We start from the raw sequence: 23224 nt of genomic DNA, 5'->3' as shown, positions 1-23224 counted from the left end.
AAGTCACAACGGCGAGGATAGGAGGCAATCAGGGGGCAAGTGAACTCGGAGAGGCGGTAACCAGAGGAGTTCCATCGCAGCGCCCACAATCGCCGACGTTCGCAGCTAGACTGCGAGGCCGCGCCCGGATTAGGCGCACAATGGGCTGTGGGGGTGGGCATCATTATGAACATCGCTTTCGACGCATTGGCCATGGCGGCACTGGGCGGAGCGAGTGGGCAGCTCGGACAGGCTGCTGTCTCAGCGCTCTGGGAGCAGTTGAGGGCTCGGTTCAGGCACGACTCAGGAGTCGCGGATGCTCTCGAAGCAGGCGACAATCGTGACGCAGACGCTGTCATTCGGCTCTCCGACGCCTTGCGTGAGTCGGCTGAGAACGACGCCGCCTTCCGGGCGAACCTTGAGGCGTTCACTCGGCAATACGGACCCACAGCATTCGCTGTCAACATGGTCCGCGACTCGCAGGGCTTAAACGCGCCCGGCGGAACGTTCACGGCACCCATCACGATGAATTTCGGCGGCACGGAGAGTTCCGCGCAGTGACTGTTCCGGACGGCCCTGTGACAGGTAGTGGCCCTGGCGGTTACGTCACCGGTTCGTCAGGCCTCAATGCCCCGGGGGCGGCGTTTCACGGGGATATCAACATCACTGTTGACGCCGCACAGAACCGATTTAGGCCGAACGTAACCGAGTACAACGACCGCCATCTGCTTACCTTCCTACAGAAGGAGCTGAGGAGCGGTTCGCATGTCAGGCTGCTTGATCCTGTGCTGGGGCGAGAACAGCGCGGCCTCGCCGATATCTTCGTGGACCTGGACGCGAGGCTCGTCCCGGAGCCGCAATTGATTCGAGGCAGCCGCTACCCAGCAGTTGGTCAAGACAATGAGGGGTTCAAGTTCCTCGAACGACAGCTCTCTGCTGATCGGGTATCTCGTATGGTCCTCACCGGTGGCCCTGGGCAGGGCAAGACGACAGCCGTGCAGATGTTGGCTCAGATACACCGATGTGCCATGCTGCGAAGGTTCGATTCTGAGATGCTCTCACCCAACACCACAGCTGAGCTGGAACGCGTCGACCGGCTCCTCGATGGGCTGAATCTGGCCTTGCCCTCTTGCACTCGCCTCCCTCTTTGGGTTGAGGCTGAGGCGCTGGCTAGCCATATCGGCCGCGCCCCCCACGCGCAGCGCTCGATGTGGCACTTCCTCGCCGAACGTCATGAGCGGGTACTAAACACCCCAGTGACTGCTGGCACGATCCGTGAGCTAGCCGAAGGCCGACCGACGCTGGTGCTACTCGATGGCTACGACGAGGTGCCATCCGGCTATCGCCACATGGTCATGGAACACATCATGGACTTTGCCGACGAGATGCAGTTGGTGCGTGCCGACGCGGCGATCATCGTCACCTCTCGGCCCCAGGCATACCAGAATGAACTGCGTTCCCACCGCTTTGTAGGATGGTCGTTGGATCAACTCAACCCGGAGACCGCTGAACGGCATGCAGCTGTAATTGCGGGTCCGGGCGATGAGGGGCGGCATCTGCTCCAACTCTTCCGCGAGGCCCTGAGTAGCAGCAGTGTTCTCGATTTGCTGAACACGCCGCTGCACGTGGCTCTATTGGTTGCACTATTAGCCGAGTCAGGTTCTCCCCCGGCTGGTCGGCATCGTCTCTTCAGCCGTTACTATGATCACGTCTACCTAAGGGAAAAGGGGCGGGGCGGGGAGCTCGGCACCTTCCTCGCGAAGTATCGAGACTTGGTGGACGAGCTGCACCGCCGTGCCGCCTTCCGCATCCTGGCAGCAGCCGAGGGTAGGTCGGACCCCCGAGGTATCGCGCCCGATGAGTTCGCCACGATCGCCCGCTCCTTGGTACGGGAGGTGGGTGTAGCTGACAGCCAAGGCGAAGAAGAGGACATCGTCCTTCAGCTAATTAGATTTGCCCGGGAAAGGCTAGTTCTCATCGTCGGTATCGACTCCGACGAGGTCGGCTTTCAGATCAAGTCCTTTGCGGAATTCCTGGCCGCGGCTCACCTAGCCCGCACGTCTGACGAGACTCTCGTGCGGGACAGGTTGCGCGCCATAGCTGCCTCAGAACCGTGGCGCAACGTCGCACGTTTCATGGCCGCTGCCGCGTTCGAGACGGATATTCCGGCCAAACGTGATCTGCGCGATACGGTGGTAACAGTTCTCGCCGAACTTGACCGGAAGGAGTTCGCAGGCCCCGATGCGCTGCTGCTGCGGGGTGCGGAGCTGGCCGTTGATTTGTTGTCAGATGTCCCCGATATGGACGAGCAATACCGTCGGCACCTCATCCCGTCCACAAGAGTCATCGAGAACCTCAGCCATCGTATTGGCCCACTCGCCGTGGTCGCGGCTCCCGACTTCGATGAGCAGCGTATAGCTGATCTTATCGGTGTTCTCTACGCCACTCGGTCGGGGCGTTGGGAGAAGGACGTACTATGGCGATTCCTCAACAAGCTAGCGGAGCATGGGAACACGGCGGCTGCCGAGGCTGCTCGAGAGTATGCGTATTCTGCCAGCCCCGCTGTGCTACCTCGGCTGCTATGTGAGATTGCGATCCCCAAGGTCGTGAAGCCGGAAGAGTTGCCGGATTTGCTTTGTCGGGCTGATCCGAACAAGGTGCATGGCTCGTCCTTGCCTCGGGATGTCGGCTTACTCACGGGGTGGACGGCGTCCGCATGGGAGGTGCTGCACGGCGGCAGGGCGGATCGCGAGCTTGACGTGTATCTCGAAGGGCTTTGGCACCTGATGGGCCCCAATACCTTGAAGGGCCGACTGCTCAGTATGGCAAGGCTTTCTCAGCCGCCTGCTGAATGTCATCCTCACTGGTCGGCTCTGGCCTGGGTAGGTCGAGCTCTGAAGGATCCCACGCCGGATGTCGTTGACGCGCTGACCCGTGCGCTCCCGGACCTTAGGGGAGGTCCTCTGGCTAAGGACGGGCCTTGGCCGCTACAGGAGGCGCTAGCTGCTGACTCGCTGTCGGGTGCACTCGACGTGAATGCTTGGTATACCGCAGAAGACCGCTGGAAAGAACAGGGAGTAGGTCTCCACGACGTGGAGACCTACTTGGCGCACGGAGCGCTGGGTCACCGTGTTGCAACGAGCGGTTTCCCTTTCGGCACGGTGCACTGGAGCCTACCGGGTGGGCACAAGCCGGAGATCTCCGAGCTCGCCCTCGACGTATGGCGGGTATGGCACAAACGCGCGGAAAGCCACCCAACTTATCGCGCGCATGTGGCCAGTAACGTTCTCCTTCCTATGTGCGACTATGGGGCGACGTATGGTATTAACACACTCTCGCCTCAGCAGACCCGCGATATCATTTACTCAATTCCGGCCGACAACGACACGTACCTTGTTTTCCCAACAGTGCTGCACGCACTCTCCGAACTTCCGAACGATGCGGAATTTGCCGATCTTGCTGAACGATTAACCCTCTGGCGATGGTCCACCGGTGACGGCAGGGCAAAGGCTCTCTCAGCTCACGAGGTCGTCGCGCGGGCAAGTCGGATCATGGCCCCGGGAGCCTTCCGTACATTCTGCAGGAACGTTGCCCAGCAGACGACTTGCCTCCGCACGTGGGAGACGCTGATGGCTTACTGGATCGAACCCATGGATCCGAGTCACACCGACTGGCCACTGACGAATCTTTTGCGGGTCCGTGACGGCCTTCCCAGTCGCCGCGACATCGCTCGCGCCGCAGCAGCCGAGCAATCTGCATGGACCCTGTTTAGGCTGATCGACAGCATCCCCTGCTGGTCAGAGGAGGTCCGAAAATGGGTTCGGGAGCAACTCTTGTTGCAGAGCGGTGAACCTTGGATGGTGTACGCTCCATCGATCTGGCCCCGCGCGCGAGAATCCGGCCGGCCGCTACCCCTCTCTACTCTGAGAGTGTCGATCGTCTGAGGGTTAGCCGGGGGTTCATGCAGATGCGGCCACAATCTACGCGACCTCCCCGACGCTTGACCTATTGATGCCCCTTTGAGGCCCGTTTGAGCGGGCTGTGCAATGAGATTGGCGGAGCGGCCTTGGGCTGGAACTGCTTTTGGCGCGAGCGATCATGGCCACGTAAGCTTCCGAAGGGTCGGGCAGTCCGTGGACCTGCCCGGTAAGCGCGACGTTGGCGCCATGATCTTCGAGGCTCGCGCCAAAGTGGCTGCCGAGGAATTGTCAAGATCTGTGGATGGGATGCGGCTTGCCGGTCCGCTGGAGTAGAAAGGCGACCGGGAGGCGGGGATTGAGTCTCCAGTAAGGGGAGACGCGAGGGTGGGGCTATGGACGGCGACGCGCTCTACTCGATCGGCGATCTGGCCCGGCGGACCGGGCTGACGGTCAAGACCATACGGTTCTACTCCGACTCGGGGATCGTGCCGCCGACTGACCGCAGCCCGGCTGGCTACCGGCTCTACGACATCGATGCCCTCGCGCGTCTGGACCTCGTGCGGACGCTGCGCGATCTGGGCCTTGACCTTGCCGCGATCCGGCAGGTCCTGGACCGGGAGATCTCGCTACCCGAGGTCGCGGCAGCACATGCCGAAGCACTGGAGGTGCAGATCAGCACCCTGCGACTGCGGCGCGCGGTGCTGCGAGCGGTAGCCAAGCGTGGCTCCACCCCTGAGGAGATGAACCTGATGCACAAGCTCGCCAAGCTCTCCGATGATGAACGCCGACGTCTCATCAGCAACTTCATCGACGACACCTTCGGTGGTCTCGACGCGAATCCCGACCTGGTGGCCATGATGCGCTCGGCCATGCCCAACCTGCCCGACGACCCCGCACCGGAGCAGGTCGACGCCTGGGTCGAACTCGCCGAGCTCTCGCAGGACCCGGACTTCCGCGCGTCGGTGCGCCGCATGGCCGAGTACCAGGCGGCCGAACGCGCCCAGGGCGACACCACGGGCCTGCACCACGACCTCACCGAAGCCGTCCGCGACCAGGTCGGCCAGGCGCTGGCAGCCGGTGTCAGCCCCGCCTCGCCCCAGGCCGCCCCTATGATCACGGCACTCATGGCCCGCTACGCGCACGTCTTTGGCCGCCCCGACGATGCCGACCTGCAGCGTTGGCTGCTGACGCGTCTGGAGACCGCCAACGATCCCCGCGCGGAGCGGTACTGGCAGCTGCTGGCCTTGATCAACGGCTGGCCGGTCCCCGAGAGCCTGGCCCCGGTGTTCGACTGGTTTGTCCAGGCTCTGCGTGCCCGGGTGGAACGGTAGCGCGAGCCCGATCCGGACGCGGCATGGCCCGGACCATCCAGGTCATGCCGCGTGGGCCTCGGCGCGCTCGACCAGGAGTCCACGTTCGAAGCGGGCCCCGGCGCGGACCAGGGGGACGAGGTGGGCGCCGTTGACGGCCCGCCAGCGGGCCTGGGCGGACTCGACAAGCTTGAACACCATGGCCAGGCCGGCCGCGCGGGAGCCGGCGCCCTTGGTGACCTTGGTGCGCAGCCGCACGGTGGCGAAGGTCGACTCGATGGGGTTGGTCGTGCGCAGGTGGATCCAGTGCTCGGCGGGGTAGTCGTAGAACGCTAGGAGTTCGTCCCGGTCGTCGGTGACCTTCGCAACGGCCTTGGGTACTTGGCCTGGTAAAGCCTGGCCAACATCTTGACCGCCCCTTCGGCGTGTTCGCGGTCCTCGGCGTTGTAGATGTCCTGGAGCGCCTTCTTCGCCGCGGGCTGTGCGGACTTCGGAAGGCTGTCCAGGATGTTGGCCGTTTTGTGGAGCCGTAAAGAATCAAGGTGTCGATTCTGTGACACGTGGGATGTCGTCGTGCGGCGTGATGGCGTTCAGGAGCGCGTCAGCGCTGGAGTATCGGGTTGCGGATCGGATGACGGCGTAGCCGGCCTCCTCCAGCAGCGGGCGGACCCAGATCTTGGCGTTGCCGATAGTTCGTCGGCTCACTTGAAACAGTTCGGCTACGACCTCCCATGTGCAGACTTTGCGCATGCCGAGGATGACCGCCAGGACGCGCTCAGCGTCGGTGATTTTCTCCTGGAAGATGCCTCCGCAGGCGCCGGCCTGCCGGTCACCGCCGCGCTGGCGATGCTTGCGCTGCTCGGCCTCGGCGGCCTGCCGCAGCGACAGCCGCTCGATCAGTGCGGCCAGTTCCGGGCGGCTCATCCCGGTCAGCGCCGGACCTCCGAGCAGCGCCAGCCGGTTCGGTCGTGTCGGGACGGTGTTGCTGTCCAGGAAGTCGCGAAGCGCACCGGCGCTGGTGAAGCGCAGCACGGTGGGTTCGATCTTGAGTTTGCGGGCGGCCAGTAGCTTGCCGGTCTCGGTGACCACCTGACCGATCGGGGGCTGACTGATCTCGAGCATCTCCGACAGGACGCGCTGGGAGCAGATCTGGCGGAGATAAACGATGACGATCAGGACCTTGTCGGCGGCGGTGAGCAGGGGGCGTCCGTGGTTGGCCTTGGCCTGTCGGCGTGGGCCACCGCGGATTTCGAAGTTGCGCTGCTCGGCCAAGGCCGCCTGCTCCGAGACTAAAGACGCGGCCAGCTCGTTCAGCTCCTCTCGGCTCATCCCGGTCAGCCGAGGATCGGCCAGGGCGTGCAGGCTTTCGGACCGGATGCGCGCCCGGTCGTCGCATAGGGGCAGGTGCGGGTTGCCGTCTGCTGGGCCGACCGTGTAGTTCCAGGCGCCGCGCTCGGTATGCGCGACGATCGGCAGCATGCTCATCCGCTCGGCGGACACCGACACCCCCAGCGGGTAGGCGTTGGTGTCCAGCTCGGCCGCGACGGTCAGCCCGGTGCGGGTGCGGGTCGCAGCGATGCTGTTGACCACAACCTCATGGCTGGTCAGGGGCCTGCCACGCCAGTTCATCGTGATGTGCGAGAACAACCGGTGCTCTATCTTGTTCCACTTACTGGTGCCGGGCGGAAAATGGCAGACGGTCACCGCCAGCCCGGTCTCGGCGGCGAAGTCGGCCAGCTCGGCCTTCCATAACCGGTAGCGATAGCTATTGGAGCCCCCGCAGTCCGCCGTGATCAGCAGCCGGTCCGCCTTCGGGTAGTCCAGGCTGCCCCGGCCGCGCCACCAACGCCGGATCGACTCCACCGCGAATGCCGAGGTGTCGTGATCGATCCCGACGTTCACCCAGCCCGTGTCGTTGACCAAGTCGTAGATCCCGTACGGGATCGCGTGCGGCACGTCCGGGCCGGTGAAGAAGAAGCTGTGGTCCTCGACCCGAACCGGATCGCCCTTGGGCCACCACTGCCCGCCGGCGTTCGGCAGATCGCCCAGATGCTCCTTCTTCTTCGTGTCCACTTCGTGTCCACGCTGATCACCGGCTCGCCGTCGCTCCTGTGAACCCAGCACCTTTGCTCGCTGGTTTCGGGGAAGACCTGGCGCAGGGCCTTCCAGAAGCCGAGCGCGCCGTCGCCCACTGCGAGCACCGGGGCGCGCATGCCGCGTCGGGCGCAGTCGCGCAGCAGCGCGGCCCAGGCCTCGGCCGACTCGCGGTAGCCGTCGGTCATTGCGACGAGTTCCTTGGTTCCGTCCGCCCGCACTCCGATCATGACCAGGACGGCGGCCTCGGCCTGGTCCGGACGTATCCGCAGGTGGATGCCGTCAACCCAGAGGTGGACGAAGTCCGTGGCGGACAGGCCGCGATCCTGGAAGGCGGCGTGGTCGGCCTGCCACTGCGCGGTCAGCCGGGCAACGGTGGCAGGGGAGAATCCGGCGGAGCTGCCCAGGAACTGCTCCAGCGCGGGCACGAAGTCGCCGGTGGACAAGCCGTGCAGGTAGAGCAGGGGCAGGACCTCGGCGATCTTCGGGGACTTGCGGCACCACGGCGGCAGGATCAACGAGGAGAAGCGGTGACGCTCGCCGGTCGTCTCGTTCACGCGCTTGTCGTTGACGCGCGGTGCGCGGACCTCGATCGATCCGGCTGAGGTGGTGACTTGGCGGGACCGATGGTGGCCGTTGCGGGCGACCACGCTCGTCACGCTCCCCGGCCAACTCTGCTAGGCAGGCGTCGACTTCGGCCTCCAGCGCGGCGGCGAGCATACGGCGCGCTCCCTCGCGGACGATCTCGTCGATCACAGAGCCGTCTCGCGTGGAGGCGCCGTCATTCACTTCCGTAAGCACGGGCGTGCCTTCCCGACCGGCGCTCGCGACGCCGGCCCGCTCGGTGACCATCACAGGATCAATCGGGAAGGTACGCCCTCTCCCGGGGCTGATCCACAGGTACTGAGCATTGCTCGACGTTGCTGCAAACTGCTGCTGTACGAGATCGAAAAAGGCCCTCCGGGATGATCCCGAAGGGCCTTTGACGTGCTGTGCGGCCGGAGGTACTCGAAACCCCAACCTTCTGATCCGTAGCCAGTTCGAGGTCGTCCACCGGCGTCTATCCCGAGCTGAAACGCCTGCTCAGATGGTGTCTCACCGGCCACGGCTTTCCAGTCCGTCCACGGTCGTCCAGGATCGTTGTTAGCAACTGCGTTAGCAAGATCGGTTCATTGGCAACCGGGCTCCACAGCAAGGCAGCCCGGAGCGCTTGGGCAGGCATCTCCCGCCGTCCGGACTCCGCGCTCTTCCCAAACTCGTATGCGGGGTTGGTCTCATGTTCCCTTGCGCTCGCACCGCCGCACTCATGTGGCTGACGTGCGTGACCCTGGTCTAGGGTTTATGCATGTTGGCGGTTTGGGCGGCACTGCTATGGGGCCTAGCGGGCGGTTTATGCGTCGAAGGCTTGGAGCTATACGCTCGCATAAGGCGCGCACGCCGATGGTCGTGGCGCAAACCGATCCCCCAAGGTCTTGCCGCCTATGTGACATCAGTGATCATCCGTGCAGGCATTGGTGCGGTTCTGGCGGGAGCAGCTGCTCACAGCGGCCAGATTGCCGGCGCGTTCGCAGCCTTGGCCCTCGGCGTAGGAGCCCCTCTCATCGTGGAGAAGATCACAAGGGTCGCTGTAACAGCTGCCGACTCCTTCGTATCTACGTCACTTCAATCTCCCGTGCCGCCGGCCGCATCCGCCAGGCTTGAGGAACGGACCGATCAACGGCCTCTATCCGGAGCCGGCGATGTCACCTGAGACATCATTCATCGCCCGCTTGATCGGCGCTCTTGCTCGGACCGATATTGCCGCGGTAGCCGAGTCGCATGACAGTTTCAGCGAGAGCCCAACGACAGAAGGGTCGTTTAAAACACGCCTCGTAGCCGCCCTTGCCCGCTATGACAGTCCTGATGCGTTGACATTAGATGCTGCGCCAGCTCCAGAAGCATCGACCGTTCGAGCGAAATCAACTGTAGCGCTCGCCGATATTCTCGATCATGGTCGCCGTACTGCTCTTAGTTTGACTCGACGCACCAGCGATATCCGAGGTCTCGCTCGCGATCTCGCGTTGGCCGGTTCAAAAGAATCGGCTATAAGCCTTGCCCTTGCCATGAGCCTTGCCATTGCGGATGAGCTCTCCTTCACACTTAACTACATTCAAGAGAATGCCCATAGGCAAGCCTCAGCGTTGACACGAACTCTCAATAATGATTTTTCCCGAGGCGCCGAGAGAGCTCGCGCCCTTGCGCAGACCCTGGAACAAGCTTCCAAGGTCGACGACGCCCTTAGATGTGCCTCATGCCTTAGTCTGACTCTCGCTCGGTCACCCTCCAACTGGGTGGGGATGCCGCATGAGATGAAACGCGTTCTGGATAGAACTAATCAACTCAACGAGACCCTAAGGGCAGCGCTTACCACCGAGTATGCCCAGGACCTCGAACGTGCGAGCGCCCTGATTGCCGCACTAACCCAAGGACTGACTCTTGATCTGTCTGGTGCCGATCTCAAGGGCGCTGATCTGTCTTCGGTAAATCCCGCTATTTTCAACTTGTCCGGTGCTTTATGGTCGTCAAACACACGGTGGCCACCGGCCATGGCGCATCGGATCCGTAAGATTTCGACGGAGATTGAGCCAGGAGTGTTCCGAATCCATGGCGAGCAAGACCTGCGCCAGGAGGCTAGCCAATAAAGCATGATCTTCCGCTTTTCAGGCGGAGCAGCCTCTCTACTTGGCCAATCGGGAGCGCGGTCAAGGGCGTGTAGACGGTGGCACATATGTGCTGGCGTATGGGGACATTGTGCCCGCACTGCTGTCATCTCAGCTTGCATCGATCGCCTCAGCCATGAGCCGTGAGTAGCCCCGCCATTGGTCGAAGGGCCAGTATGCCGATACCGAGCGCGCGGCGTCCAGATCGCCGGCCCTCATAGGACAAAACGTTACGATCACCGCGACTCGATGGCGATCCCGGAGCCACCGTGCCACTCTGTGGTTAGACGCTTAGCGCGATCAGCATGGAGATGTGCATGGACTGGGTTACGACGCTCGTGCCGGTTGGTTCCCTTATTACGGGAGCTGTTCTTACCATGCTCGGCCAATCCCTCGCCGACAGAAGAGCATTGCGACGCGAACATGAGGCCAGAAAGGAGCAATTCCATGCAAAGAATTTTGAGATCCATCGCGATGCTCTACTCAAACTCCAAGAGGCAGTCGTGGAGTTTAGCTCCAGAATCAAACAAGAAAATGTTCGACGAGAGGGCGATGGGGACTATGAATTCTGGGACTCCCAGCCAGCGAAGCCTATAAATACAGCCTTTCTCAAGCTTCAACATTTTTCCGATGATATACGTACGGCAATCACTGAGCTAAGGGATGAATTAACTCAAGAAGAGACAAAGACGCTCTTCAAGAGGTTTGTACTGAATGCCAGGGCGTCAAGGCGGCAGGCGAAGACTATCGGTTCGCAGTTCCGAACGATGGGAGACGTATTCGCAAGGAAGCTACCCTTTGCGACCGTACGCGAAGAGTTCAGTCAGCAACTTCACGTGCACATGTACAGGACTGGATCTGATCGGATTGTTGAGGCCGCAAAGGATCATCTATCCGCAATCACGGAGTGGGAGGATCGACTAGTATCAGAGGATCGAGATGGGCTATATTACCGCATTGCTGAAACCCGGCATGACTTGTTAGTAACCATCGGAGGGGTTCTAAGGGAAGGACCGTTCGGCAAGTAACCCGAAGAGCCAGCCGGGCACGGGGTTGCGCCGGTTCGGGTCAGTCGTCCAGCTCCTCCGACGACACTGTCTCGTCGGCGGACGGAGGCTTGATGTGCACCTTCACCCCCAGTCCGGGACAGGCGGAGATCCTCCACGAAGGCGCAGTAGGGGTCGTCGCTGGCGGATCCCTCGAGGCTGTCGTTCAGGTCGCTCCACGCGCTGCATGCGCTGCGAACGAGCTGGTCACGACCGATCCACAACCGCCAGGACACCCAGGAGGTGTTCCTCCACACGCTGGCACGGCTGCCGGAGGTTCGTCAGCCATGACTGCGTGCGATTTACGACCACGCGGAGGACAGCCGATCCAGTCTCCCGTTCTGGTGGTAGGGAGACGTTGCTGTTGGCATTGCCGTCACCGCTCGGGGCCTGCCGAGGTCGTTTCCGTCTGTAGGACCGCGTGCTCATGTCAGTACGTCGGGTGTTATATCGCCCTGGGCATTTTCAGTGCCGCACCCATTCCTGTGACGTACGCGGTCGCGCGCGATTCGGGCGTTCATCCAACCATTGATGCGGCGCTCACGAGCATTGCCTTGGCGGTTGCCGTGATCGCATTGTTCCTCTCGCACAAGCGGCGGTCGTGATCAGCCAGTGTCAGTAAGGCTGACCATCAGCGGCGCGACACGATCCGGTTCTATCTTGCGGAATCACCGCAATGAGCGCTTGTGCGCGTCCACCCTGAAGGGGTGAACCTTACCTGGGCCGATCTGCTCGATCCTGCCGTAGCCGCAGTCATCGGCATTCTCACCGGCGCCGGCGCGCTCGTCGGTCTCCTGCGCACTCGGCGGCACCGCCGGGCCGAGCAACGCGAGCAACTTGTGGTCGCCTGCGATCAACTGCTCGTCACGGTCGGCGTGTTCCAAGGTGCCATCGCTGCTCAAGAGCAAGCATGGACATCCCCTCGGGCCAAAGCTCTGGTCAGCCTGACCGCTCTCGCGCATGCGCTGGAAGCCCGCTTCGTGCACGGCACCGCATTCGCCGCCATCGGCCGGTGCGCGCAGGCCATCTTCGGCTGGGATCAGGACAGCTCGGCGGCCGTCGCCCAGGCGATGCCTCTCTTGGCGCAGGCGATCGCCGCCGCCGCGATGGAGGTGGGCCGCGGAGGCGATGCGGTCCTGTCCGGCGCTGCGCGCGACCTCGCGCTCATTGGTGCCCAAGTCGGTGGCCGACAGCATAGGCGGGCGCTAAAGCGGGCGCAGGACGCCTTTCTTGCCGAACGCAACAGGATCGTCCGACCGTAACTCAGCCGGGGGACGCCCCCGATCTGCCGCTCTTGTGCTCACAGGTTGACCAGCTACCCGAGCCGAAGATCGCATCCGCTGCGCCAAGGACACCGGCCTGGCCAACCTGCCGCTGCACCACTTCGCCCGCAACCAGATCTGGTGCGAGCTCGTCGCGCTGGCCTGCGAGTTGCTGGCCTGGATGCAACTGCTCGCCCTGCTCGGCAACGCCCCCCGCCGCTACGAGTCCAAACGCCTCCGACTCCGCCTGTTCGCGGTGGCCGGACGGCTGGTCCGCAGCGTGTGAGGGCGTTGTTACAAGCGCTGCTGTCACCTCAGCCATGGTCACCCCGTGGCGAGGGCTGACGGAGGAAGTCCTTGCCGGCGATCGCCCCAGCCCGTACGACGGGCACCGAAGTCCGCGATCATCACGACCTCAGCCACCGTGCCACCTTCTGATCCGTAGGGAAGGGCACATGCCGCGTCAGCGGGATCTCGCCGTGCTCCGGTGGTGGTCGCGGGTCGGTCGAGGGCGATCCTGTAAGGCGGTGTTGCTGTATCGGCTGCTGTACACCACCTCTGTGGACGCAACCCGCCCGGGCCCGCGGAACCCCGCCCACTCGGCACAACCGCCGGGCCACGAAGCTGACCATAGCTCGAAAACAACCCTCACCCGAATGACTTAGCCGACCGCAGGAAGATCACGAAAGATCGAGGCTAGCACGACCCCCTGCCGGGCAAAGCGCTCATTTTATTCCAAAATGCCAAAGCCTGCTGCATGTCCATCCTAAACTTGGTAGATTGCCCCCCATACGACGAGGGAGGGCCGCGTGAGCGAATTAGTGCGCTGGGAAATGGACGAAGAGTCGGTCGTTGTGGAGATCGCCGACCAGGATATAGGCGGCTTCCAAGCCATTGGAATCGGCGAGGGGGGCGTTCTTGAGGCGAAAGGCCGTTTCGAGGAATCCCTGCGCAACGTGCGAAGCGCAGCGACGAAAGCGCTCGACGCTTTCCGTGACAACCAGCTCAATCCCGACGGGATCGAGCTCGAGTTCGGTGTCAAATTCAACGCCGCTGCCGGAGCAGTCATCGCGAAGGCCTCGAGCGAGGCTCATTTTATTGTCAAGCTCACCTGGACCCGCCAGGAGAGATAGTGGGTAATCCATGGCATGCTCGGATCGACCGAGCAGTCGGCGACACAACGGGTTCTGGATTTTTAATCGACAGTCGCCATGTGCTGACTTGCGCACATGTTATCCACAATGTACGTGATCCGACCGTCGTTTTCCCGACCGCCAATCCTAGGGGACGATACGCCGCGAGCGTGGTTGCGAGGGGGCCTTGGCATCCGCAGGCAGACCGTCGTGGTGATTTTGCACTGCTTGAACTCTCAGAACCAGCCCCCGTGCCACCGGCGCAGTTTGCCGACCCCACCGATACGCATGGATGGCGGGACAACAGGCTCTTCGCCTATGGGTTCGCGGCGGGAAAAACGGACTCTGGCGCCTTCGCCGAACTCCGAATCGATGACCGCCAGATCATGGCCAGCGAATGGTGCCAGATCAACGCGTGGGACGGTCACAGCCAATTTATCGCAAAAGGTTTTAGTGGTTCCGCCGTCTACCTTCCAGGCAAGGACCATGTGATCGGCATAGTGACCGAAGCCGATCTGACGCCGGACCAACGAGTCGGACGCATGCTTCCCATTTCCACTCTGCGAAAATACTGGGAGCCACTCGACGACCTGCTGCCCCACTCGTGGCTGGGGAAAATCGGCCCAGGCCCCCGAGGGGAACTACGCCGGTGCCTCACAAACGCCGTCCTGAAGCACTCCCCCAGAGCGCTGCTGGCTCAGGAGTTTCCACTCCTTCCCCATCAGGGTGAACCCTCCCTCTGGAGAGCCATCACCCTAGCCGCCGAGGAGATCGACGAGTCCGATGCACTGACCCGCTTCCTCTCCCGGATCAGCTCCAACCTGGACGATGTGTCAAAGGCCGTCGAGGTACGTCGGTGGCAGAGCCAATACCTGGGAGCGCCAGCGAACGCAACAACCACCCCCACTTCAGTAGCAGTCATCATCCGGATGCCACCAAGCGCGCTGGGTGGTTATCGCCTCGAGTTCTCCATCTGGCGAGCCGACGGCAGTGGACAGACACACGCCTTGCCCGATCCCGTCGCCGAGGATGAGATCAGAGCGACCGTGGAGCGTGAGATGCCTCGATTGTTAGCAGACGTTGCGGGCGAGGATTTTGTCATAGAATTTATGATTCCCCATAATTGGTTTACCAGAAAGATAGTGGAGAACTGGTTCACCAATGATGATCCGAACGACCAGGTTCAACTCGGCCTGCTTTACCCAGTGGTAATCCGCGACCTGGCGCGTCGGCGAGGCGGCAGTCAGCGATGGGACCAGGCTATTAGGCGCTGGCGCAGGCTTCGTGACATCGGCTGCGAACCACCGAGCCTGATGGGCTGCCACGACAAGGCCAAGCTCAGTTGGCTCGCCGACGAAGCACGGACAACAATCGTTCACGCCGCTGCACCGACTCTTGCGGAGATTGGGAAGGCGCTCAAGTTCGGCATTCCCATCATGGTATGGCCACGCTACTCATGTCGGGCGGAACAGCACGACAACTGTCCAGGCAAAAGGTTCCTTGCCGAGGTCGGCGATATTATCGAGAAGTCGACACCTGATCAGCTCCCCGTCCGTATCAGACAACTACGGATAGCCGGAATGGACTCCAAGCCCGTCCAGAGAATCGCGCTGTTCTGGGACGATCCAACCCGCATGCCCGACCCACCACTCGCAGCGTCGTGAAAGAGACGATATGTCCAAATGGTTTATTTACACAGGGTCAGGTACTCCTCACGACAGAATCGACCGAGAGCTCCCGGCTCCCCCTCCATGGAGGGTCTTCAACGGCGGCCCTGCCCTGCCCCAACCGATATGGGAGAAGAACGGAGATCACGACGCGAAGAGCTACCAGTCCGATCCACAGGCGGTGGAGCAGGTAAATGCCGCCCTGTTCCTGCGGCGCCCCCTTCTCGTGACCGGCCCGCCCGGCACAGGCAAATCCACGCTCGCCAGCGCAGTGGCGCACGAACTACAACTTGGGCCCGTGTTACATTGGCCGATCACCAGTCGCGTAACGCTGTCGGATGGTCTCTATCAGTACGACCCGTTGACCCGGCTGTATGCCGCGAGCAGAGAAGAACTCGTCAGCGGCGCGGTCAGCGACGAGCAGATCGGCCGCTACATTCGGCTGGGCCCACTGGGCACGGCCCTTCTCCCCTTCGACCGGCCCCGAGTGTTGCTGGTCGACGAGATCGACAAAAGCGATATGGACCTCCCCAACGACCTGCTAACGATTTTCGAAAAGGGCTGTTTCGAGATTCCAGAGCTTCAGCGTCACACCTCACCGTCGGCAGAGGTGATGACAGCCGACAGCGGAAAACCCGTGACCATCTGCGGGGGGAGAGTGCGCTGCCGGGCGTTTCCCTTGGTCATTATGACGAGCAACGGTGAGCGTGAGTTTCCGCCCGCTTTCCTGCGCCGCTGTGTAACGCTTCGCCTACATCAACCCACGGGGGAGAAACTGCATCGAATCGTCGAGGCACATCTCGGTCCCGATCTGGTGGCCGACAGTCATGACATCATCAAACGTTTCCTCGCGAGAAAGAGTAGCGGCGCCCTGGCCACGGACCAACTACTCAACGCGGTTTACCTCCTTCACCACGCCGACCCGGGAGACAGATTGAAGTTGGCCGACCGGCTCATGCCCTATCTCGATCGCGACGCGGACGAAACGGACCCGGACGGTGGCACGAAACATTGATCGGCTCCACCGCGCCCTGAGCGCGGTGGGACCGCCGCCAACCTCGATCGAGTTGGCCGAATACCTCTGGCTAGCCCGGTTGATGGAAGAACACGGCCCAATCACAGAAGATCGTTCTCCCATCAGCCGGGAACCCACCGTGGAGGGAGACACACCGGCGCGACTCGCCGATCAAGAACTGCGGCCAGCGCCAGCAGATGAGCGGTACACGATCTATTCGCGTGCGACGCCAGAGTCGGCCGGTGAAAGTGCGGTGTCGATTCAGATGTCGACCGCACCCATGCTCGCCAGCGGGTTGGGGCTTAGCCGAGCCCTACGACCCCTACGCCGACGAGTGCCAGCCAGACATCGGTGGACCGTAGACGAGCAAGCCACGGTCGACCGTATCGCGAAACAATTTCCTCGCCGTCGCTCGCCCTGGGTGCCGGTTTTGATTCCCACATTGGAACGCGGCTTGGACCTTACGCTGGTGATGGACTTTGGTCCCTCCATGGACCTGTGGCAACCACTGGGCGAGGAGTTACGACAGCTCTATACAAACCTGGGCGCGTTCCGGAACGTGCAACTCATGCATCTCGAAGAGGGTCCCCTCGGAATCACGGTCGGTTCGGCGGGCGCACCAGGCGCTCTGACCGATCCGTCCGGCCGTCGGCTCGTGCTGCTCCTTAGTGACTGCTCAGGAACGCATTGGTGGGCCGGCAGAATGGCCCACACGGTCCGTAGATGGGCCTCGAGCTCTCCAACGGCGATTCTGCAACCGCTGCCCGAACGCCTGTGGCACAGGACCGCGATCACTGTGACGGTTCACGAAGCACATCTGGCCCGCCCCTTCGCCGCGAATTCATCGCTCAGGCTCCAGCCGAAGATGCCGGGCCTGGACAGGGCGGATGAAGCGGTTCCCATCCCGGTGGTTGGATTGTCCGCACCCTGGTTCGCCAACTGGGCGCAGATGATGGCTGGAAACCCCAGGCCGATCGGAGTGACGCATCTGGACGATCAGCCTGCCACCCTCGATACATGGGTCCAGGAGGAGCATGCCCAGCCCATCAAGGAGAGAATCCTGCGCTTCCGCGCCGTGGCCTCGCCACAGGCATATTCGCTGGCCGGTTACTTGGCGACAGCCTCCTTCCCGTCATTGTCCTTGCTACGGCTCATGCAGAAGGCGCTACTGCCCAGGTCTTCTCCGGAGCATCTCGCCGAGGTCATGCTTAGCGGGCTCCTGCGACCGGTCGAACAAGAATCGGGGTTCTACGACTTCGTGCCCGGAGCCAAGGACCTCCTCCTCAGGTCAATGTCACGTACTGGCCGGCGGAGCGCCACTGACGTCCTCCAGGCAGTTTCACGTGAACTAGCGAGATGGGCCGGTTCAGGAATCCCCTCGCTCCGAGGCTATGTGCATAGCGCATCACGGAGCGGCAACCCGGTCGTTAGAACAGCAGGTGATCCATTTGGATTAATCAGTTCGGAGGCCTTCGGCTTCACCCCTCCGACCTCCAGCGCAGAGGTTGACACACAGACAGGTGAGAAGGGCGCGGACCAGCGGCTCTATGAGCGCTTGGCGGGGGTATTGGACGCTCAGTCGCAGATCCTCTGGGTCACCTCACCGACCGGCACGGTGGTGGAGGACGCGCCGCAGTGGCGCACCATCACCGGGCAGGGGCTGGAGGCATACTTCTCCAACGGTTGGCTGGAGGCTGTCCATCCTGAGGAGCGCCAGCAGACCGAGGAAGCCTGGAAGGAGGCGCTGCGCGGTCGCACCATGTTCGAGTGGAACTACCGCGTGCGTACCCGGGCCAGCGGTTACCGCCACTTCGAGGTGCGGGCCGTACCCATCATCAGGCATGGCCGGGTCGTCGAGTGGGTCGGCGCCAACACCGACGTAACCCCGCAGTTCGAGGCCGAGGAGATGCGCGGCAGGCTGACCAACCAGCTCGGCGCCGCGGCCCTGCGCACCGCGCGGCTGCAGGGCGCCACCGCCCAGCTGGCCGAGGCGCTCACCGTCGAGCAGGTGGTGCAGGTCATCATGGATGTCGGGCGCACCGCTCTGGCCGCCGACCGGTCCGCTGTCGCGCTGCTCGACACCGACCGCGCCGCGCTCAGGCTGATCAACGGCGACGATGTCCCGGAAGCGTCCGGTATGTCCAGCGAGGAGATTCCGCTCTCCTCGGCCAGCGTGATGACCATGGCGGTCAACAGCCGCCGTCCGGTCTTCGCCGAGTCGCCCGACAGGCTGAAGTCCCAGCTTCTCGAAGCCGGCGGCGACGAGCAGGTGCTGACCAATTATCTCACGCACAGTGACGAGCGGGCCTGGGTCGGCCTGCCGCTGCTGGCGGCCGGGCGGGCGCTGGGCGCGCTGCGCTTCTCGTTCACCAGGCCGCAGAAGATCTCCCAGGAGGACGGCGTCTTCCTGGAGGCGCTCGCCGGGCAGTGCGCGCTCGCCGTGGAGCGGGCCACGCTGTTCGAGCGCGAGCACCGCACCGCCGAGACGCTCCAGCGCAGCCTGCTGCCCGACCGCCTGCCGGTGGTCAAGGGCCTGGTGCTGGCCCAGCGGTTCCGCTCGGGCAGCCGTCACGTGCAGGTCGGCGGCGACTGGTACGACGCGTTCGTCCTACAGGACGGCCGGGTCGCGGCGGTCGTCGGCGACGTCATGGGCAAGGGCGTCAAGGCCGCAGCGAGCATGGGACGCATCCGCAACGCCATGCGGGCGCTGGCGCTGACCAACCCGCCTCCTGCGGCCGTGCTGACCGGGCTCGACCGGGTCTTCGAGGCCACCGAAGAGGAGGAGCAGGTCACGACGCTGGCCTACACGGTGGTCGAGCCTGTCACCGGCGAGGGCACGCTGGCCTTGGCCGGACACCCTCCACCTATCCTGGTCTCGCCACAGGGCACGGCCGTCTTGTGCGACGCCGAGCCCGGCACGCCGCTGGGCTGGCCGACCAGCCGCAGGCAGTTCCGGTTCGTGGTGCCGCCCGGCCATACCGCCGTGCTCTACTCCGACGGGCTCGTGGAGAACAGGAAGCGCGACCTAAATGCCGGACTTGCAGAACTCTGCTCGGTTGTGACCGAAGCGCCACCTGAGGTCGTGAGCAGTCCACACATGTTGCTGGACTTCCTGGTAGATCGGATGCTTTCCGGATATGAACAGGATGATGACGTCACCGCGCTCGCGATTCACATTCCTTCGTTGACACTTCCTCCTGAGAAGCCGAATTAGAGGATGTCTAAGATCATGACCGGGTCGTTCTGAGCCAGGTGTATAAGCTGCATGAACGTCGTGGCATAGATCACGTTTCAGAGGTCGCGATTAGGTTATTAAGAACGCGCCTTCTGCCTACTAAGCTGGGCATCGGTCGGCCTGAACCACCAAGATAGACCCTAATAGTCCACCTTGACCTCGGAAGATCTACCACGCCTGCTGGTCACCGACGGTGCTTACGAAGCGGGGCAGCCGTCGGCACGGATTGGGCACAACCCCGGTGCCTACCAGATACAGCCGGACGGCTGTAGATCATCAGAAACGGTAGAGGCCCAGGTCACCTCTAAGATGACCCAGGCTTCTGGGAGAGCCGACGAGGGGAATCGAAGCCCTGGCCTTCTGTTTACAAGGGCAAGGCAGCACCCTGGCGGACGTATCACCGGCCTGGCCAGATGGCTGATGGTGGCTGGCGTCGAACGGCTTTGTGAGGCTGCGTTGCTGTACTTCTGTGCTGTACAGAAACGGCGAGAACCCGAATGCCCGGTGGCAAGCGGACCCGTACCGCAGGGCCGCCAGGCCCGAGGAACGGAAGCCGCGCGGCAGCCTGACCTTCCGCTTTTCAGGCGGAGCGTTCACCCTGCTCCAGTGATCAAGACCATAGTCAGGTGCGTGTGGACGGTGGCGCGGATGCGTCGGCGTGTGGGGACGTTGCTGTCAGCGCTGCTGTCACCTCTCCCATGGCCATCGGGAGGCGACGAAGAAGGGCCGCTGCAGCAATCGCCACGGCCCTCGACTACGGGAACCGAGGCCGGCGATCGTCAGGGCCTCACCGGTGACTGGTCGACAGACAGGTCATCCGTCGCCGATAACCTCTTCATGAACCTGGGCCAGGTGCTGGACTGAAACGTCCGTTGCCAGGCATCAGAGTGCGCCGACGGCTGAATCATGGGGAGTTTGTGGCATGGACTCGGCAACGCTGCACACGGCGGCACGACGGTACCTGATGGAGCGGTACGACGAGCTGACCGACAAGTACGCCGCACTGCCCAACGAGGGACGGTCCGCGTTCGGGTACAGCTACCGTCGCGAAGCGTGGCGCATCTTCCCTCACTACAACGTGATCGCAGCGATCCTGGAACACGTGGAGCGGCTCGATCCAGACCGGCTGCCCGAGTTCACCGACCTCGTCGACGCCCTATCCGAGGCTGCCGACACGGCCCAGTCACCGTTCACACAACCGGCATCAAACAAGACCGAGGCCAAGGCAATGGCCGAGGAACGCCGACTGTTTCAGTCGACCCTGCAAGACTGGGTAACGCGGGCCGACCTTCCGGCGGAACCGCTACCGTACCGACGCGTGTTGGCGCCCGCCGAGTCGTTCGAACGACAGAAACAGTTGGAGCAGCGGTGGGGGCTAGCGGGCAGGTCGTGGCACCCCATGCTCGCCGGGCCAACTCCACCCGACGTCCTCGTGCTGTCGGAGGCATCGATGTGGGACGAGCAAGGACTCGCCCAGGTGCGCGCCGCAATACGCGACATGGGCGGCGGCCGCGTGACAGAACTGCGCGAGTACGGCGCGGACTACCTCGTAGATGCAGAGGTGTTCGAACCCCAGTACACCGGCGCTGAAGGCGTGTGGAGCGATGACACGCTTACCTGGATCGCGTTCGCATCCCACGAGGGAACGGTCGCCTTCGGAGGCCAACTCGCCACCGCCCTCGAAGCAAAGTGGACCGAGCTCGACCGGTGGCGCTGGTCAGCCTAATTGAGTCATCGCACGATGCCGCGCAAAATCGAACACGGCGGCAAGTGCGCGGTAGACTCTTTACATGACAACCCCCGCGCAACAGGAGGCTTCTACCGGAACGGCTGTCAAAATGGACAATTCGATTGTCGTGGCACGAATAAGCGCGTACGCGGCCGTTCTGGTAGCAATCATCACGGTAGTGGGGCCCAAGGTGGCAGAGTACATTCCTCAAATCGCCGACTCGCTAACCAGGGCAACAGCGCCCGCCAGATTTATGTGCGCCAGAGACATTTCCCATAATCCAAGAGGCGAAATATCGGCTTACCGGCCATGTTCCGCCCCTACGGACCTGACTAGGGACCTCTGCCTGAAAGACATCTCAGCGCTATGGCCGGGTGAGGGTGCCTCGGCTTACGTCCGATGCAAGGAGACTGTCTAAAGCAGGGCGCTCGGGTCGGCGGGTTCCAGGTGTACAGCGGGGTGGCCGTACGACGATGCCCCGCGCGGCGCTCGTGCGAGAACGGCCCCCAGGCCGCACGCGCAGCCGTAGCGCGGGACGGCAGCGCGGGGCGTACTGCGGCGCGCCGAGCCACCGCTTGAGGGGCAACGCGAGTCGGACCGTGTCAGCCCCGTGACAATCACCGCTAGGAGTACGAAGAATGATTAGAGCACTCCAATTGCATGTCCTATTGTTATGGCGACGGCTAGAAGAAGATCACTCTTCTCTGTTTATGTCGGAACCATCACAGTTCAAAAATACAGTCGTATCGGCGGCGAGAATGCCCCTACGCTTTGCGGTATGACTGTGAGCGTTGCGTTGGCCTTTCTGGATCTATGGAGACTTGCTCTTGTCGGACCTCCAACTCCCGCTCCCACGCCCGTTGGTAGTAGCGCCACTGATCCTTGGCAAATTTTTTTGGGCATAGGGGCAATTCTCGGCGCCATTGCGGCCGTCCAGCAACTGATAGCGGCCGTTGCTAAATATCGTCGACGCAAAGAAGAATCCCGGCTGTTTCAAATCATGAAGGATCAGCTCGACGCGGAGCATGCGAGGTCTGAAGCGCAAACCGCTAAACAGGAAGCTGACAGCCTCTCCGAGATGCGCGAGGTTCTGCGCAAGCAAATCGAAGAAGACGTCCCACGCGAGGCTCGACGCCTATACATAGAACACAGGTTAAGCGTACTAGGCCGAGAAATTGCGGAGCAATATAGAGAGTATATATCTCTACAGAGTGAATTGAACACAGAAGTTCGCACTCAGCTGGATGAGCGCCTAGCCACAGTGATCGAGGAAACAATTGTCCCTGCCCAGGTGTCCCGCAGTAGACGCGAGAGATGGATACTGGCGCTCCTGGTAGCCATTGGGCTGTTCACTTTTACGCCATTCGATTTGCAGCGCATCTTCTCTTACTATATAACGCAACCATTTTTCATTATTAACCATTCATACCGGTTCACTGAGTCGGCCGTAGGTTGGTCGCTCGCGGGAGCGATCCTCATTTGGACGTCAGCAATTTTCCTACTTGCAAAGATTCACTGGGTGCGCAAGACCACGGCTCGTTTCATCCGCGCGCCCAGGGCCATCGTCAGAGCAGGATTGATTATAGGACCTGGCGCAAGCTTCTTGCTGTTGGTGGCGGGCTACTTTCTCGTGGCTGATGCTCGCCGAGCTTATATTGGTACCGGAAACTCCGATTGGTATGAAGCGGCCGACCGGGCGGCTATCTGTTTTCATCTCGCATCCTTTATCGTTGGCGCCCTCGTTGCCTACGGTTTCCTGTCGCATTTTCTGAATCGAATATTCCGCCTCGGCAAGAAACGCGAAAACCGGGCTTCGATTAAAGGCCGATAAGCTGCGTCGCACCCCTGCGGCGTCAATACCCTTGTTGTATTCGCCGAACCGTTTGTGCGGAGCTTATGCAAGTAGGATCATCCTGTGCGCCACGATCGCGACTTATGAATGGCGCGCCCCGCTATTCGGTGGTCCAGGGCTGAGGAACGAAGCCCTGGACCTTCGATCGCCCCTGGCCACGTGCGCTGATCAGCCACGATGTGGCGATCGTAGTGGTGCATTTGCACGGCGGGTATGGTCTGCCCCGAGTTTTAAGAGTGCTGCCGTCAATTGCGATGCGCGGCTCGCAGCCGCTGCCATCCGG

General features: G+C 62.4%; 12 protein-coding genes and 5 pseudogenes. 14 read left to right on the top strand and 3 right to left on the bottom strand.

Going from position 1 to position 23224, the window contains the following annotated elements; genetic code table 11:
- Positions 1 to 165 precede the first annotated feature (165 nt).
- The 3 genes from ACGFJ2_RS27910 (at position 166) to ACGFJ2_RS27900 (ending at position 5230) form a co-directional block, all read left to right on the top strand.
- The gene (locus ACGFJ2_RS27910; RefSeq protein ID WP_393473107.1) at positions 166 to 540 is read left to right on the top strand and encodes a hypothetical protein; all 375 of its coding nucleotides are present in this window, start codon (positions 166 to 168) and stop codon (positions 538 to 540) included.
- A complete protein-coding gene (locus ACGFJ2_RS27905; protein ID WP_393473104.1) occupies positions 537 to 3923 on the top strand; it encodes an NACHT domain-containing protein in 3387 nt (1128 codons plus the stop codon). The genes ACGFJ2_RS27910 and ACGFJ2_RS27905 overlap by 4 nt, the downstream gene beginning before the upstream one ends.
- 368 nt (positions 3924 to 4291) lie before the next feature.
- On the top strand, positions 4292 to 5230 hold the full coding sequence (locus ACGFJ2_RS27900; protein WP_393473101.1) for a MerR family transcriptional regulator: 939 nt from the start codon (positions 4292 to 4294) through the stop codon (positions 5228 to 5230).
- 42 nt (positions 5231 to 5272) lie between these two features.
- Here the strand turns inward: ACGFJ2_RS27900 and ACGFJ2_RS27895 are convergent.
- The 3 pseudogenes from ACGFJ2_RS27895 to ACGFJ2_RS27885 form a co-directional block, all read right to left on the bottom strand.
- A pseudogene (locus ACGFJ2_RS27895) lies at positions 5273 to 5733 on the bottom strand (transposase); the annotation flags it as partial.
- A 13-nt stretch (positions 5734 to 5746) separates the two neighbouring features.
- Positions 5747 to 7282, bottom strand: a pseudogene (locus ACGFJ2_RS27890) (ISAzo13 family transposase); the annotation flags it as partial.
- Positions 7283 to 7317: 35 nt separating this feature from the next.
- A pseudogene (locus ACGFJ2_RS27885) lies at positions 7318 to 8104 on the bottom strand (IS256 family transposase); the annotation flags it as partial.
- Between the two features lie 938 nt (positions 8105 to 9042).
- Here ACGFJ2_RS27885 and ACGFJ2_RS27880 point away from each other — a divergent pair.
- From ACGFJ2_RS27880 to ACGFJ2_RS27830, 11 genes and pseudogenes are all read left to right on the top strand, one after another.
- Complete coding sequence (locus ACGFJ2_RS27880; protein ID WP_393473098.1) at positions 9043 to 9984, top strand: hypothetical protein; 942 nt, start codon at positions 9043 to 9045, stop codon at positions 9982 to 9984.
- Positions 9985 to 10319: 335 nt separating this feature from the next.
- The gene (locus tag ACGFJ2_RS27875; RefSeq protein ID WP_393473095.1) at positions 10320 to 11030 is read left to right on the top strand and encodes a hypothetical protein; all 711 of its coding nucleotides are present in this window, start codon (positions 10320 to 10322) and stop codon (positions 11028 to 11030) included.
- 725 nt (positions 11031 to 11755) lie between these two features.
- On the top strand, positions 11756 to 12310 hold the full coding sequence (locus ACGFJ2_RS27870; RefSeq protein WP_393473093.1) for a hypothetical protein: 555 nt from the start codon (positions 11756 to 11758) through the stop codon (positions 12308 to 12310).
- 58 nt (positions 12311 to 12368) lie between these two features.
- Positions 12369 to 12584 (top strand): annotated as a pseudogene (locus ACGFJ2_RS27865) (transposase); the annotation flags it as partial.
- Between the two features lie 535 nt (positions 12585 to 13119).
- The gene (locus ACGFJ2_RS27860) at positions 13120 to 13443 is read left to right on the top strand and encodes a CU044_2847 family protein (protein ID WP_393473090.1); all 324 of its coding nucleotides are present in this window, start codon (positions 13120 to 13122) and stop codon (positions 13441 to 13443) included.
- The gene (locus ACGFJ2_RS27855; RefSeq protein ID WP_393473087.1) at positions 13443 to 15107 is read left to right on the top strand and encodes a trypsin-like peptidase domain-containing protein; all 1665 of its coding nucleotides are present in this window, start codon (positions 13443 to 13445) and stop codon (positions 15105 to 15107) included. The genes ACGFJ2_RS27860 and ACGFJ2_RS27855 overlap by 1 nt, the downstream gene beginning before the upstream one ends.
- 184 nt (positions 15108 to 15291) lie before the next feature.
- Positions 15292 to 16125 (top strand): AAA family ATPase, encoded by an 834-nt coding sequence (locus ACGFJ2_RS27850; RefSeq protein ID WP_393473084.1) that lies wholly within the window; start codon positions 15292 to 15294, stop codon positions 16123 to 16125.
- Positions 16109 to 17476: pseudogene (locus tag ACGFJ2_RS27845) on the top strand (SAV_2336 N-terminal domain-related protein); the annotation flags it as partial. The gene ACGFJ2_RS27850 and the pseudogene ACGFJ2_RS27845, both read left to right, overlap by 17 nt.
- Before the next feature lie 216 nt (positions 17477 to 17692).
- On the top strand, positions 17693 to 19339 hold the full coding sequence (locus ACGFJ2_RS27840; protein ID WP_393473971.1) for a SpoIIE family protein phosphatase: 1647 nt from the start codon (positions 17693 to 17695) through the stop codon (positions 19337 to 19339).
- Between the two features lie 943 nt (positions 19340 to 20282).
- Positions 20283 to 21086: a hypothetical protein gene (locus ACGFJ2_RS27835; protein WP_357959600.1), complete on the top strand. Its 804-nt coding sequence runs from the start codon at positions 20283 to 20285 to the stop codon at positions 21084 to 21086.
- A 676-nt stretch (positions 21087 to 21762) separates the two neighbouring features.
- Complete coding sequence (locus tag ACGFJ2_RS27830; protein WP_393473081.1) at positions 21763 to 22920, top strand: hypothetical protein; 1158 nt, start codon at positions 21763 to 21765, stop codon at positions 22918 to 22920.
- Positions 22921 to 23224: the final 304 nt, after the last annotated feature.

Origin of the sequence: Nonomuraea sp. NPDC049028 (assembly GCF_043197735.1) — a bacterium.
Lineage (GTDB): Bacteria > Actinomycetota > Actinomycetes > Streptosporangiales > Streptosporangiaceae > Nonomuraea.
The sequence above is the reverse complement of the archived record's forward strand: the minus strand, read 5'-3'. Positions and strand labels throughout refer to the sequence as shown.